The 13078-nt window shown below is 66.4% G+C and carries 12 protein-coding genes and 1 pseudogene; 2 read left to right on the top strand and 11 right to left on the bottom strand.

Translation table 11 applies throughout. The features are described from left to right. Positions 1-50: 50 nt before the first annotated feature. Both HMPREF2978_RS04205 and HMPREF2978_RS04210 read right to left on the bottom strand, forming a co-directional pair. Positions 51-206: pseudogene (locus tag HMPREF2978_RS04205) on the bottom strand (protein tyrosine phosphatase); the annotation flags it as partial. A gap of 211 nt (positions 207-417) precedes the next feature. Continuing rightward, positions 418-1035 carry a hypothetical protein gene (locus tag HMPREF2978_RS04210; RefSeq protein ID WP_143342268.1) on the bottom strand — a complete coding sequence of 206 codons (618 nt, stop codon included), beginning with the start codon at positions 1033-1035 and terminating at the stop codon, positions 418-420. 331 nt (positions 1036-1366) lie between these two features. On the opposite strand from HMPREF2978_RS04210, the gene HMPREF2978_RS13185 reads away from it, so the two are divergent. Both HMPREF2978_RS13185 and HMPREF2978_RS13190 read left to right on the top strand, forming a co-directional pair. Continuing rightward, the gene (locus HMPREF2978_RS13185; protein WP_158013223.1) at positions 1367-1537 is read left to right on the top strand and encodes a hypothetical protein; all 171 of its coding nucleotides are present in this window, start codon (positions 1367-1369) and stop codon (positions 1535-1537) included. A gap of 9 nt (positions 1538-1546) precedes the next feature. Beyond that, positions 1547-1714, top strand: a complete 168-nt coding sequence (locus tag HMPREF2978_RS13190; RefSeq protein WP_154736589.1) for a hypothetical protein — start codon at positions 1547-1549, stop codon at positions 1712-1714. Between the two features lie 17 nt (positions 1715-1731). Here HMPREF2978_RS13190 and HMPREF2978_RS04215 read toward each other — a convergent pair whose 3' ends face one another. The 9 genes from HMPREF2978_RS04215 to HMPREF2978_RS04255 all read right to left on the bottom strand — a co-directional run bounded on the left by HMPREF2978_RS04215 (position 1732) and on the right by HMPREF2978_RS04255 (position 12653). Beyond that, complete coding sequence (locus HMPREF2978_RS04215; protein WP_005329286.1) at positions 1732-3465, bottom strand: ABC transporter ATP-binding protein; 1734 nt, start codon at positions 3463-3465, stop codon at positions 1732-1734. Next, entirely contained in the window at positions 3462-5240 is a 1779-nt protein-coding gene (locus HMPREF2978_RS04220; RefSeq protein WP_070744246.1) for an ABC transporter ATP-binding protein, read from the bottom strand. The genes HMPREF2978_RS04215 and HMPREF2978_RS04220 overlap by 4 nt, the downstream gene beginning before the upstream one ends. Further along, on the bottom strand, positions 5237-5920 hold the full coding sequence (locus tag HMPREF2978_RS04225) for a class I SAM-dependent methyltransferase (protein WP_070525917.1): 684 nt from the start codon (positions 5918-5920) through the stop codon (positions 5237-5239). The genes HMPREF2978_RS04220 and HMPREF2978_RS04225 overlap by 4 nt, the downstream gene beginning before the upstream one ends. Before the next feature lie 106 nt (positions 5921-6026). Beyond that, the gene (locus tag HMPREF2978_RS04230; RefSeq protein WP_070744248.1) at positions 6027-6764 is read right to left on the bottom strand and encodes an ABC transporter permease; all 738 of its coding nucleotides are present in this window, start codon (positions 6762-6764) and stop codon (positions 6027-6029) included. Beyond that, positions 6761-7513: an ABC transporter permease gene (locus tag HMPREF2978_RS04235; RefSeq protein WP_070744250.1), complete on the bottom strand. Its 753-nt coding sequence runs from the start codon at positions 7511-7513 to the stop codon at positions 6761-6763. The genes HMPREF2978_RS04230 and HMPREF2978_RS04235 overlap by 4 nt, the downstream gene beginning before the upstream one ends. Beyond that, positions 7510-8553, bottom strand: coding sequence for an ABC transporter ATP-binding protein (locus tag HMPREF2978_RS04240; RefSeq protein WP_070525924.1), 1044 nt, complete (start codon positions 8551-8553; stop codon positions 7510-7512). The genes HMPREF2978_RS04235 and HMPREF2978_RS04240 overlap by 4 nt, the downstream gene beginning before the upstream one ends. After that, a complete protein-coding gene (locus tag HMPREF2978_RS13000; protein WP_230310885.1) occupies positions 8550-9629 on the bottom strand; it encodes a saccharopine dehydrogenase family protein in 1080 nt (359 codons plus the stop codon). Before HMPREF2978_RS13000 ends, HMPREF2978_RS04240 begins: the two co-directional genes overlap by 4 nt. 166 nt (positions 9630-9795) lie before the next feature. Further along, complete coding sequence (locus HMPREF2978_RS04250) at positions 9796-12042, bottom strand: ATP-binding cassette domain-containing protein (protein ID WP_230310884.1); 2247 nt, start codon at positions 12040-12042, stop codon at positions 9796-9798. A gap of 107 nt (positions 12043-12149) precedes the next feature. Then, a complete protein-coding gene (locus tag HMPREF2978_RS04255; protein WP_227485914.1) occupies positions 12150-12653 on the bottom strand; it encodes an ECF transporter S component in 504 nt (167 codons plus the stop codon). Between the last annotated feature and the right edge of the window lie 425 nt (positions 12654-13078).

Genomic DNA, 13078 nt, shown 5'->3' on the forward strand with positions numbered 1-13078 from the left:
CAAGATTAGTGGTTAAGTACTGCTGCGCTGAGTTCCCACGCGGCTGAGAGCTAAGCCGTGACGGCCGCATCCTCCGAGATGGGCTCGATACCCAGGCGGTTAAGCATGTAGAGCACGCGGGCGCCGAGGTCATCGGCCAGCTCGCGGGTCTCCTCTACGGTTTCTACCGTAGCGATATCCCAAATCTTGATGTCCTTGCCGACTTCGTGCGGCGCCAAAAGGAAATCGACCTCGATGGTCACGAACTCGTGGCCGCAATTGTCAGAGGCTCAAGAGAGTGTCGAATCGGAGGGAGATTGAGAAAGTAGAGAACAATACTGACTAATTTTTCGCTAACTGACAACTATTAACTCTGTACAATAAGAAGGATACTCCTCATAGCAACACCTGATCAGAGTGTCTTTCTTCCTATTTCAGTCAGCTCAAAGAGTCGACTTTAGCGAACCTCTTCCCAACTGCTCCCCAAGTGAGATAAACGCCGGTACAAACAAGAAATGCTGCAAAAAGAACGCCAGCAAGGGAAAACAAAACCTTCAGAGAAATCCCCGCCATCACATGCCCCAATGAGGAACCAAGGATAGCCAGATGCAATGTAGAACTCAGCACAGCGAAAACTACCGACAAGGCCATTGACAAAGTCAAGTAGCAAAAAGGCAAGCCGATGAACCGTGCGACATTGATCATCGGAGTTGCAACACCAATTCGCGCGAGCCGCTCAGTGATGACTTTAATCTGGTCCACCCCCGCGAAAAAAGAAAAAACAGATAGCAATCCAACGAATAGCAAGGGAAGACCAAAGATGATAAGAAAATCCCAGTCTTGAATGCCCTGGCCAAACTGCTCTAATGCCAGCACCTCTGTCTGGGAAACCGACAACACAATAGCGGGAATGCCAAGCACGTAGCACAACGGGAGAACTATCGCCTTTGTCGCTGAATGAAGCTCGGCCGAAAGAGCACCAACTATTGAAACACCCGCAGCAATCTTCGAAAAAGACGCCAATAACCTTTCAAGAGAGACAACTACAAAAAGCACTGTTCGACTGCCCACCCGCGGAGTTGACAACCTATATAGGAACACCCCCGACGAGGTGACGAGAATCCCCTCGTCGCTGTCGGACGGCGGTTTCTCGACCGGTGGCCCGGCCTCCGGCAAACCTCACCCGCGGCCGCCCGGGCCCTGTCCATGGACAAGCCCGGTCTGGTGCCCCCCGGCGCCAACGACTTCCGGTGCCACCCCGGGACGGTGAATTGCCCGTCATCCTCATTCCCGGGACCGGGTCGTCGAACAGCTCATCGGTACCGGTGCCTCGAACCACGGGCCCCGGGAGCACAGCGCAGCCGATCGCTTTGACGTCCACCCCGAGATGCGCCACGGATACTCCCGAAACGCCGGCAAAACGAACGCGCTTGCCTGGGAACAGCAGATCTCCGGTTCCATGCTGCTGAATGAGCTGACCATCGGCGACATCACTCGACCGAGCGTGCGGTACACCTTCCTGGGCACGCGGCACGACAATGCCGTGCTCCCCCACTAAAACTCCTTCGTGCGGGAACCCGGCGTCACCAACATCACCGTCCAAGACGTGTGCCCCGCCCACCGCACCGAGCACTACGGCTTCAATTACGCCCCTGTCGCCCAGGGCATCGTCGAGGACCCGCTGACCGGGACGGCGTGGCGGGACCACTGCACCGGTACCGGACCGGAGCGATAGTCCTCGACGGACGAGGATCAGGCGCCCGGGGAGCCGCCCGTCCGGCACGTCCACGACTCGGCGTAGCGGCCGCCCTTCGCCAGCAATTCATCGTGCGTGCCCCGTTCTGCGACCGTCCCGTCCTCCGAAAGCACGACGATGAGGTCGGCATCGCGGACGGTGTGCAGGCGATGGGCGACGACGATCACGGTGTGATCGCCGCGCAACGCTTCCATCGTGCCGACAATCGCCCGCTCAGTGGCCGCATCCAGCGAGGACGTTGGCTCGTCGAAAAGCACCACCGGGGAATCCTTCAGAAGCGCCCGGGCGATGGCGACGCGCTGCCGCTCGCCTCCCGACAGCAGCGTCCCCTCCTCCCCCACCGGGTTATCCCACCCGGAAGGCAGCAGCTCCACGATGCGGTCCACCCCGGATCGCCGGGCGGCCTCGCGCAAGCGGTCTCCGTCGCCGGGCCTGGAACCGAATCCGGGGTCGGCGAAGACCACGTTGTCCCGCACGGACGCGTCGAAGAGGAACGTCTCCTGGAACACCGGGGTCACCAGCGAGTTTACGCCGTCGGTGCCGATCCGAGGCAAGGGCACCCCGCCAATGAGGATCTCCCCCGAGTCCGGATCATGAAACCGCGACAGCAGCCGCATGACCGTCGTCTTGCCCGCCCCCGAAGGTCCCACTATGGCGACCAGCACTCCCTGAGGCGCACGGAAGCTGACGCCGTCGAGGACCTTCTTCTCCCCGTACCCGAAGCTCACGCCGCGGAACTCCACGTCATGCCCGTCGGGCAGCTCCGGTGCGGCCGGTTCGGGAAGGGCGGGGATCGCCCGCAGGTCACGCAGCGCAGCCAACGTGTTGCGGCCCGCGCCGAAACCGCCGGACAACGCTCCCGCCGTGGTGATCGGTCCGGTGAACTGGACGACCACAATGAGCATCGACGCCAAATGCGCCGGTGACATCCCGCCCGTCGCGGCGACCGCCACGGCGACGACCACCGCCGCCGTGAACACCGCATGGACGACCGAGCCCAACCGTCCGATGGCCGCGCCTTGCGTCGACGTCGCCTTCGCGAACGCATCGTGTTGGGCCTGGATCGCCTCATCCACCATCGCGTCCGCCGCCGAACCGTCGCCCGCGGCGCGAATCACCTGCTGGCCGCGGGTGAACTCGATCAGCCTGCCGGAGACGGCAGCGACGGCATCAGCATGCGCTTCGTCCGACTCCCCGCCGACTCGGCCAATGGCCCGGTAGGCGAAGAAGAGCACCGGCGCCGACGCGACGAGAACCAACCCGACGCGCCAATCCACCGCCAGAATTCCGAGAGCGATGACGGTCGGCGCAACCACAGCAGCGATGACGGGCCGCAGGATCACGTGCGGCACGGACGCCGCGAACGCCATGCCCGAAGACGCCATCTCCGAAAAGCGGCCGGCCGTGGACTTGGTGACGTACCCGAGTGGCAACGTCAGCACGCGTTCGCCCAGGGAACGCAGCAGGGACGACAGCACCGCTGCGGAATTCGCCCTGCCGACCGTCCCCGCGGCGAGGGACAGCACCGCATGGGCGGCCGCGAGGCCGGCGATGACACCGGTGAAACGCCACGCCGTCGCATCATCTCCCACGGCCAGAGCCGACAGCAGCGGCAGCAGCGCGACGAACGCCGCTCCCTGTGCCAGCGCGGCAAGCGCGGCCAACGCAATGAGCCACGCCAGCGTCATCTTCGAGCGCCGATCCGTCATCGACCACAAGTCCCGGATCATCGGTTCCCTGCCTTTTCATCGTCTGCTTCAGTGCCCCGCGGGGCGGATGGTTCGTCGTCGAGCGCGAACGCGCGCCACAGATCCCGGTAGCGGCCACCGCGCGCAAGCAACTCGTCGTGGGTGCCCGCCTCCGCGACCGCTCCCCCATCGAGAACGAGGATGCGGTCGGCGTTGCGGATCGTGCTCAATCTGTGCGCAATCACGATCACCGTCCGCGAACGAGCCAAACGCTCGATTGCGGACTGAATGAGGGCCTCGGAAGCCGGATCCGCGTAAGCGGTTGCCTCGTCGAAGATGAGCACCGGCGCGTCCGTGACAATCGACCTCGCGATGGCCACGCGCTGCGCCTCACCACCGGAAAAGGTCACGTCGACGTTGACCACCGAATCCAGGCCCTTCGGCAGCGCCGCGATGACCGTATCGAGGTTCGCGAGCTTCGCGGCCGCCATGATTTCGCCGTCGGTGGCGTCTCTCCTGGCCAGCCGGATGTTCTCCCGCAAGGGCAGCGTGAGCAACTGCGGATCCTGGAACACCACCGACACCGTACGGTGCACGTCGCGCACGGCGATGTCGCGAAGATCGTCGCCGCCCAGCAGCACCGAGCCTTCGACAGGGTCGTGGAAACGCGCCAACAGCCTGGCGACGGTGGACTTTCCGGAACCGGAGGACCCCACCAGCGCCGTGAGGGTCCCCGGTTCGAACGTCGCGGACATCCCGTCGAGGACCCGCGGCCCATCCCCGTAGGAGAAGACCAGGTTCCGAACCTCGAGCGCGCCTCCGTGCACGGGCACCGGCTCGGCGGACTCGGTGATCGGCGGCGTGCCCAGCACCTCCGCGATGGACTTCAGGGCGGCGATCCCCGCGATGATGGGTTCGGAGTTCATAGCCACCCTCACGATCGCCGCGGAGAGTCCAAGGCCGAGAACCAGCCCGGCGACGAGCCCCTCCGGTTTGCCGCCCGCGGTGTCCCTCAAAGCGAGGCCGGCGCCGCACACCACTGCGAGGACCGTGATCGGGGACGTCACCACGTCGATGAGCCCGAGATAGATGTTCGACTGCCGGGACCAGGCGGACCACGCGCGGACGAACGACGACGCCGCGGCATCGTAGCGGCCCGCGCCCTGGCTGGCGCGTCCGAAGGACTTCATCACCGGGATGCCGCGCACCAACTCGATGACCGCAGCCGTCACTTTTTCAGAGGCTCGTTCGTAGTCGCGCTGAAGACCGGCTCCGCGCGAAATCATCACGCCCATCAGGGCGAAGGTGACCAGCACCGGGACGACCGCCACCGCCGCGATCCGCCAATCGACCGCGACGAGCGCGATGAGGGAAAGCAGGGGAACCAGCACCGCCACCACGGTCTCGCCAACGGTGTGGCCCATGAGCTGGTGGACGGCCGCGACGTCCTTCTCAACCGACCCGATGATCCCCGACGAGCGCCGGGCGTCCAGCCAACCCAGCGGCAGCTTCCGGATATGGGCAACCAACCGGCGCCGGAGGTAGAGCTGCAGGTCGTTATCCGCCCGGTGCGAGAGCATGCCGGCGGCGCCGTCCGCAGCCATTCGCACCGTCGCGGCGACGACGATGACAACCACGGCCAACCACGTCCGATGCACCGGGGCCTCCGGGTACGTCATCGCGATGTCGATGATGCCGACCAGCGAAGCGACGGTAGCCACCGACGACAGGACGGACAACGCGACCACCGCACGCATCCGGGTCCGGATCGGGGCGAGCAGCGACCACGGGCCGACGGTCCCGTCCACGGCGCTCACTTCCCCGCCTCCCCGATCGCGCTTTTCTTCGCGAGAGTGCAGAAATACACCATGCCGGCGCGTGAGGCTCCGTCCAGCTTCAGCCCGTTGGCTTCGGCGAGGTCCTCGAGCTCGCTGCCCCGGAACACCCGGTGGCCCATCTTCGCCATGACAGCCATGTCGACCCGCTCGTTCACGTCGGGATCCTCGACGAACGTCTGCACGTAAGCGATGCCGCCGTCGGCGAGCAGCCCGGAGACCCTGCCGAGCGCGGCTCCCGCATCCTTCATTTGGTGGAGCGCGCCACACACCCAGATTTCACAGGCCCCGCCGGGCTCTCCCGCGAGCGGCGTGAGGATGTCGGCAACGTGGAATTCCGTCCGGGCCCCGAGCCCGTCGGCGGCGGCGCGTTCGCGGGCGATGCGGATCGCATTGGGCGACAGGTCGTAGCCGACGATGTTCGCCCTGCGATAGCGAGACTCAGCGGCGAGCGTGCGGGCGAGCCACCCGGTTCCACAACCGAGGTCGAGGACCCGGGCCGGCGCATCCGGCCCGGGATCCAGCGCACGGAGCTTCCGGTACACGGCAGCGACGTCCATCGGTTCGCGCGCATAGCGGCTTAGGAACCTCGGCTGGACCTTGTCCTCGTAGGCCGCGAGGAGCCTGCGGTTGTTCTGGACGATCTGGGCGATCGACTTCATCTGGTTCTGTCTCCGGGTATGTGGGCCGCGTCCACGCGGCGGTTTCGGGTTAGATGCTCGGATTCGCGGGCCGTCGTCGGCGGCGATGCCCCCGTGGACGTGCCCGTCATGCAGACTCCCCCGGCCTCGTTTTCACGGCGATGCCCCACGCCGCGAGCACGGCGATACCAAAGAACCAGGCCGCGCAGACCACCAGACCCGCAGCCCCGGTGCCGTTGACGGCCTCGCCGGCCGCGGATACGGGGGTGTGCCCGGCGATTCCGCGCAGGAGGGGACGGAAGTGGTCGGCGGGCATGAGCACCGTGTTGACGAACATCGCAACGATGATTAACGGGATGAGGGCCACGGATCCCTGGGGGCTGGTGATGGAGAACGCGATGTACGTGCCGGTGCATGCGGCCGCCGCGGCAACCATCGCGCCGGTCACCGTGATCCTCCACCACCAGGACACCTCAGGGGGGCTGTCGGAAAGCAAGGCGGCCACCGCCGCGACGACGACCGTCATCGCCATGATCCGGATGAACTCGGCGATGATCCGTGCGGTCGGCACGGCCGCGTACGGTGCCGGCATGGTGATCAACCGCTCGTGGAGGCCATTGCTGCGTTCAACGAACACAGTGGACGATCCCGTGATGGCCAAGATGAACGCCCACGTCGTCACGACCAGGATGACCGCGTTCGGGAATTCGAACTCTCCGGTGAGCTGCCTGACCAGGCCACCGAACATGCGGTTGACGATGAACAGGTACACGAGCGGAGCAATGAACGTCATGAACCAGAAGTCAGGGCGCCGCAGCCAAGTATGGACGATGCGCCGCAGATGCACGAAAATGGCGTCGATCATGATTCGCTCCTCAAGGTGAACCGGCGGATGAACAGGACGATTCCGACGACCGCCGCGACACCGAGCCACAGGGCGGCCTCTTCCCCGGCGTGATCCGGGAAGGTGCCCGGGGACGCCGCCCTGATCACCTCGATCACCGGCGAAAAAGGCATGTGGCGCACGATGTCGCGCAGGGAGCCGTCCAAAGCGGTCGCCGGAATGAACGCGGTGGAGAACATGAGCAGCAGCATTTCCAGCGCCTGGATCGATGAGGCTGTCGACACCGGGGCGGGCACCATCAGGATCACCCCGTCCGTGACCAGGGACAGGACCGCGGCGGCGAGCAGTGACCACAGGACTGTCCACGCGACGTCACCGAGAGCCATGTCGAGGCTGCAGGACCACGCGACGACCAGCAGCGCCGCGATCGACGCGGACATCCGCAGCACATCGGTGGCGAGCCTGCCGGCGACATAGCCGCCTGTGGCCCCGGGCAACACGCGCACGCGGTCAACGAGCCCGGATTCGACGTCCTGTCCCACCGCCATCGCCGACGCCGCGGCGGTGAACATCGCCGCCTGGAACAGGCAGCCGCCGAGCACGAAACGCAGGTACCCGAAGCCGGATTGCTCTGCCGAGTACCCAAACACCGCGTACAGGCACAGCAGGAAGAGGGGAGGAACGACGAACATGGAGATCAGCGACGCGGTGTTGCGTCGCAACAGCAGCAGATCCCGACGGAGGAACGCCGCGACCGACGTCGCACTCATCGCGCCGCACCCCCTGCGTTCATCGATATGAATACCTCGTTGAGGGTGGGCGGCGACACGCTCAGCGAATCCGGCAACGCTTCCGAGGCCTCCATCGCCTGCGCCACCGCCTCGAGGACCTGCGGTCCGGGGTCGACGTCGAGGGACACCGACTTCCCCGCGACGCGGGCGCCGTCCAGGCACGTTCCTCCGAGGCAGCGGGCGAACGCCTCCGCCTCGGCGGTGGTGGCAAAGGACACGCGGAGCACGTGCGACCCGAAGTCGCGGCGCAATTCCTCCGGCGTTCCGCTGGCGACGATGCGGCGGTCCTTGAGCAGATGGACGTGGTCGGCCAGTGCCTCCGCCTCTTCCAGGTACTGGGTGGTCAGCACCAGGGTCATTCCGTCGTCCCGCAGTTGCCGGATGAAGCCCCACAGCTCTTCGCGGCTGACCGGGTCCAGCCCCGTCGTGGGTTCGTCGAGGAACAGCAGCCTGGGCACGACGCACAGCGACGCGGCGATGTCGAGGCGGCGCCGCATGCCACCTGAATAGGCCGACGCCAGCGTCGAGGCACTGTCTGCGAGCGAGAATTGCGCGAGCAGTTCCGTCGCGCGGGCGGCCGCGTCGGCGCGGTCGAGTCCGCGCAGACGCCCGAAGAACTCCAGGTTCTCCCGGCCGGTGAGGTTCTCGTCGATCGCCGCGAATTGGCCGGTGGTGGCAATGTCGGCGCGCACGCCCGCCGGGTCCTCTTTCACATCGCGCGAGAAGATGCTCACCTCGCCGGAGTCTGCGGTGATGAGCGTCGACAGGATTCGGATGAGGGTGGTCTTGCCTGCGCCGTTGTGGCCGAGGAACGACACGATCGACCCGGCGGGCACGGTGAAGCTCACGCCGTCGAGCACATGCTTGCGCATCCGGGCACCGCGCTTTCCCTTGCGCCCGCCGTCCGGCGGAGCACCTGCCCCGCCTTCGGGCGCGGTGCCGGCTGTGCCCGCAATCGGGTAGCTCTTCGTGAGGTCGCGGACGACGATCGCCGCACCCCGTTCAGCTTGATCCGTCATCGTTTCTCCTTTTCTTTGGTGTCGCAGTGGGCCGCTGCCGGCAGTGGCCCCGTGGTCGGGTTGTCATGCGGCGTTTCGATATGGATGCCTGCATCGCGGGCGAAGGCGAGGACCGGTTCGAGGAGCCGGGGGTGGCTGACGAGATCCCGGCACCCCGGCGCGACCGGCTTCCCCGCGACCGACGCAACGGTGGCGGCGGCAATGGCCGCGGTCATTTTGTAGGAACCCGGGCCAGTCGCCCGGACGACGGTTGTCTCGGCCGCCGACCCCGCATCGCCCGCGCCGGCGGAGGACAGTGCGATGACCAGCTCGGCGGGTTGCGGAGTGCCGTTCGCCCGCGCCTTCCGCGACGTCACGGCCGCCCCGAGACGGGCGAGCAGACCGGAGACGACGGGCATCGCGTACAGTCTCGACGTGCGGATCTTCTCCACCGACTCATCGGGGAGAGCATCGAAGGCGACGTGGTAGGAAAATCCGAGGATCGAGGGGCACACCCCGCGTACGACGTCGATGTCCGGGCATTCGTAGCCGATTCCGCTTTGCGACGACACCAGGTTGCGCCGCACTTCGACGATGGCGCCGCCGAGCATCGCGCGGTATCCGCCGCGAATAGTCCGGAACATCGACTCGACCGACGCGGCCCCGGATTCCTGGTCGGCGCCAATTCGCAGATCGACCCGCACATCGCGGACCTCTTCGGCCCCCGCAGCGCAGGCCCCGAGCATCAACAGGGCCGTCGACAAGCCTGGGCACAGGCCGAACCCGGTGAGCACGGGAACCCCCTCCCGCCGAGCATCCCCGTCGAGGGCCATGATTGCGCGGCGGGCGTCGATCGAATCGTTGACGTCGATGTACCCGGTGCCTGAGTCGATGCAAGCACGGGCGAGTGAGTCTGCATGCACCTCGAACGGGCCGATGCCGGCTTCGGCCAACCGAGTCGCAGCCGCCACCGCCTCCGCATGGACCCGGCCGTACGGGACGAGGACGTCCCGCCGACTCTCGACGAAGGTGATCCCCTTCTTCGTCTCATCGGCCTTGTCCCGAGGCACGTCGCTGATGGTCCGGATCGTGTTCACTGGTACCTCTTTCGGTTGTCGGCGCCATGCCGGTGCCGGGCGGACCGGGCCCGCATGGCGCGACCCGGAGGATGTGTCTGAAGGGTTGAAGCAACTGGGTGGGGCGCGTCTCCGTACAGGCTCGGAAACGCTCGCGGGCTCGGGGCCCGCCGGTTCCGGGTGCCCGTCAAGTCACTGCGGACACCAGGGCGGCAACGAAGGCCGCGGCGGACGCTGCGGCCGCGAAACCGTCACGCACTCGCCAGGGGTGATCGGTGCGGAAGGTACGCCGCGGATGGCGGCCGAAGTTGCGCATCGCCAGGGTCAGGGACAGCTTTTCGGCGCAGCGCACGGCGCTGACGAACAGGGGAAAGGCGATGCGCGCGGGCGTCGTCGCGCGAATGAAGCCGGAGCGGAAAGACTGCCCCGGTCGCATCGAGCGCAATCTAATCGCCCATGTCAGCTGGGGGATTTCGCTGCGCAGGAACGCCGCGATGCTCACCCCGGAAATCGCTATGGTGCACCATGTGTAGGGCACCCGGAGGCGTTGCACCATGGCGTCGAAAAGCTCCTCGACGCGCATACACGCGGAGACCAGGACCGTCCCCGCAAACACGGCCGTCAGTAGCAGTCCGTGATGGATGCCGTGGCGGACAGCCTCCGCCGGATCCCCACTGCCGTAGAACTCGGAGCGCCACCCGAGCAGGCCGAAGAACACCCCGATCAACAGGACGAGGAGGACCTTCCCCGCCGTCGCCCGAACGTCACGTTCCGCGATCGCAGCGAGTGCGAGGAACGCGACCCCCGTCAGAGCGAGAACGGCGTCTCCGCCGGAGAGCAGCCCGGCGACGAGGACGAGCATCACCGCCGCGACAATCGTGATGGCGTTCAACCCCGCGCGCCTTCGAGCGGCGGATCCACTGGTCCAGGGGCTTTCGTCCAAGGACGTCCGTGCGCCGGCCGCGGGCAGTGCGCGATCCCGCCGGGACGACTCCGGGGAAGCCGGCACGTCGGCTGCGGGACCGGACCAGGCGACCTTCCCTTCGGCGACGATGCTCGCCCGATCCGCCCACGTTCGCGCAGCACGGCGGTCGTGGCACGTGAACACAACGGTTCCGCCGGCCCCTGCGTATTCCGCTAGGGCATCCAGTACGATGCGCGAGCTCGGCGAATCCAGATGCGCCAACGGCTCGTCGAGAAGCAGCAAACGGCGATTGGCCGCCACCGCCAGGAAGATGCCCAACCGTCTTTTCTGTCCGCCCGACAGGACGAACGGCGAGACGGGGTCAAGTGCCCGGGGGCACAAGGCTTCCCGCAGTTTCCGCAGCTCATCGGCGCCGAGTGGTCCGTGCGGGTCCGTGCCGGCCAGCGCGGAGTCGATTTCCGCGGCGACGGTCGCGCGGGTGAACTGGTGCTCGGGGTTCTGGAACGCCAACGACGCGAAGGCGTCGGGGACGCGCCGGGCGGACGCGCCGTCGATCCGTATGTCCGCTCCCGCCTTCATCTGGCCCGACAGCACCGCCAGCAAAGTGGACTTACCGGCTCCGTTGGCGCCGACTAGAGCATGGATCTCGCCCCGTTCCAGTGTCAGATCAGCCCCGTTCAGGATCCGCTCCCCGCCCCGGGCCACGTTGGCTCCGGTCAAGGCCAGCAGCGGAACGGCATCCGCCTCCGATTCCGGATCGGCGCCATTCCCGGCTCCCCGGGACCTTCGCCGCCGGTCCGGACCGGGACGGTCCGGCGCCCCCGTGCCCGGCGTACTGGCGTCCGGCGTTCCGGCGGTCGCGGCCGTCGTCGCAATGTCCTTCACCGCGATGCCATCCGGCGCTCCGTGGGCGGCGACGCTCCCGTCCGCATCGAGGATCGTCACCGTGTCGACCCACCCGTCGAACGGGCGGAGGTCGTGCTCGATGAGCAGGATGACGCGCCCCGGGGCCCGCAAATCACGGATGGCGGCGAACAGCGACCGGCGACCGTCCTCGTCGACGTGGGCCGCGGGCTCGTCGAAGATCATGACCTCCGGCGCCCTGGCCACCGCACCGGCGATGGCCATCCGCTGGCGTTGCCCGCCCGACAAAGCCCACGGATCCTTCTCCGCGAGCTCTGACAGCCCGAGCTCTGATAGGGCCGCGGCTGATCGCTTGGCGACGATGTCGGCTTCCACGAGGGAAAACTCGAGGGCCATGGCCACGTCATCGACGACTCGGAGCGTGAGCACCTGCGTCGCCGGGTCTTGCCCGACGAAGGTGACTCGGTCCCCGTCCACGGGGCATTCGGTGCCGTCGACATCAACGATGTGCACGGATCCGGCATGGTCGATGGGGATGTGCGAGGGGATCAGTCCAGCGATGAGGTGGGCCAGGCTCGTCTTTCCGCATCCCACGGGTCCCGTGATGACATTGATCGTGCCGAAGTCGAAGGAGAGATCCACCATGTCGGGTGCCCATCGCCCATCGGCGTGCCGCACGCCAGCGCCACTGACCCGTAACCGGGCCGGGGCCGTCCCACGTGTCGCACCGGCGCACGCAGGTGCTCCGCCGGTCACTGGGTGACCCCGCGGCTGCGAAGCCCCTTTGCGACGGCAAAGCCCAGGACCAAAAACACCAGGCTCGATGCCAAGGCTACGGCGAAGCTGATCAGGGTCATGGGCGTGGTCGGCGAGTCGACGCCAACTGCGCGCGGGGCCATCGTTCCCATCAGCGCGGAGAACAACATCGCCGACGCCACGAACTGGGTACGCGTCCACCGCCGGTACAGGGTGACCATGAATGGAAGCTCGATGAGCAATCCTTCCATGATCAGCGCCCCGATCGCGGCGACGCCGAACGGGGTGGTCGCCGCGGACACGACGCCCATGGCAAGGCACGCAATGAGGCTCGCGCCAGGCTTGCGGACGACGATGAGGGGAACGACGCACTGCAGGAACCACAACCCGAGCGTCGCCGCGACGAGATAAACGTGGGCGATGCCGGCGAACACCTGCAGGTAGGTCAGGGGCACGACGACGAGAGACCCCGCGACGCCGATCGCGGCGGCGACGAGCATATCGCGGGTGGATGGTCGGCCACCCGCTGCGACCGGTGCGACGTGTACCAACCGCCCGTCGTCCGTCTGCGACGCCACCGCGTCGCCGTCGCCCGTCCCGTCCGGGCCCGCGTCCCCGACTCCCCCTCCGGAGAGGGGTTCTCTGGTCGATCCACGTTTTCTGTTCATCGTCGCCGCCTCGCTTCCGTTGCCGATTCCCGATCGGAACATAACTTGAAACAGTATTAGGTTAGGCAATCCTTATCAACTTATGCCAGACTCGAACTATTGACTTTGCCCCCGCTCCCCCCATTACGTTGTTAGCAGTTCCACCTCAGGACACCGAAGATTCATAGCCTGTCCACCCGATTGGGCTGGTTATGTTTATTTCCGGTCCCTCCGTCTGAAAGGACAGTGGAACTAGTCGCTGGCTTCGGTATGGCTTA

It is taken from the genome of Corynebacterium sp. HMSC074C01, from assembly GCF_001814605.1.
Lineage (GTDB): Bacteria > Actinomycetota > Actinomycetes > Mycobacteriales > Mycobacteriaceae > Corynebacterium.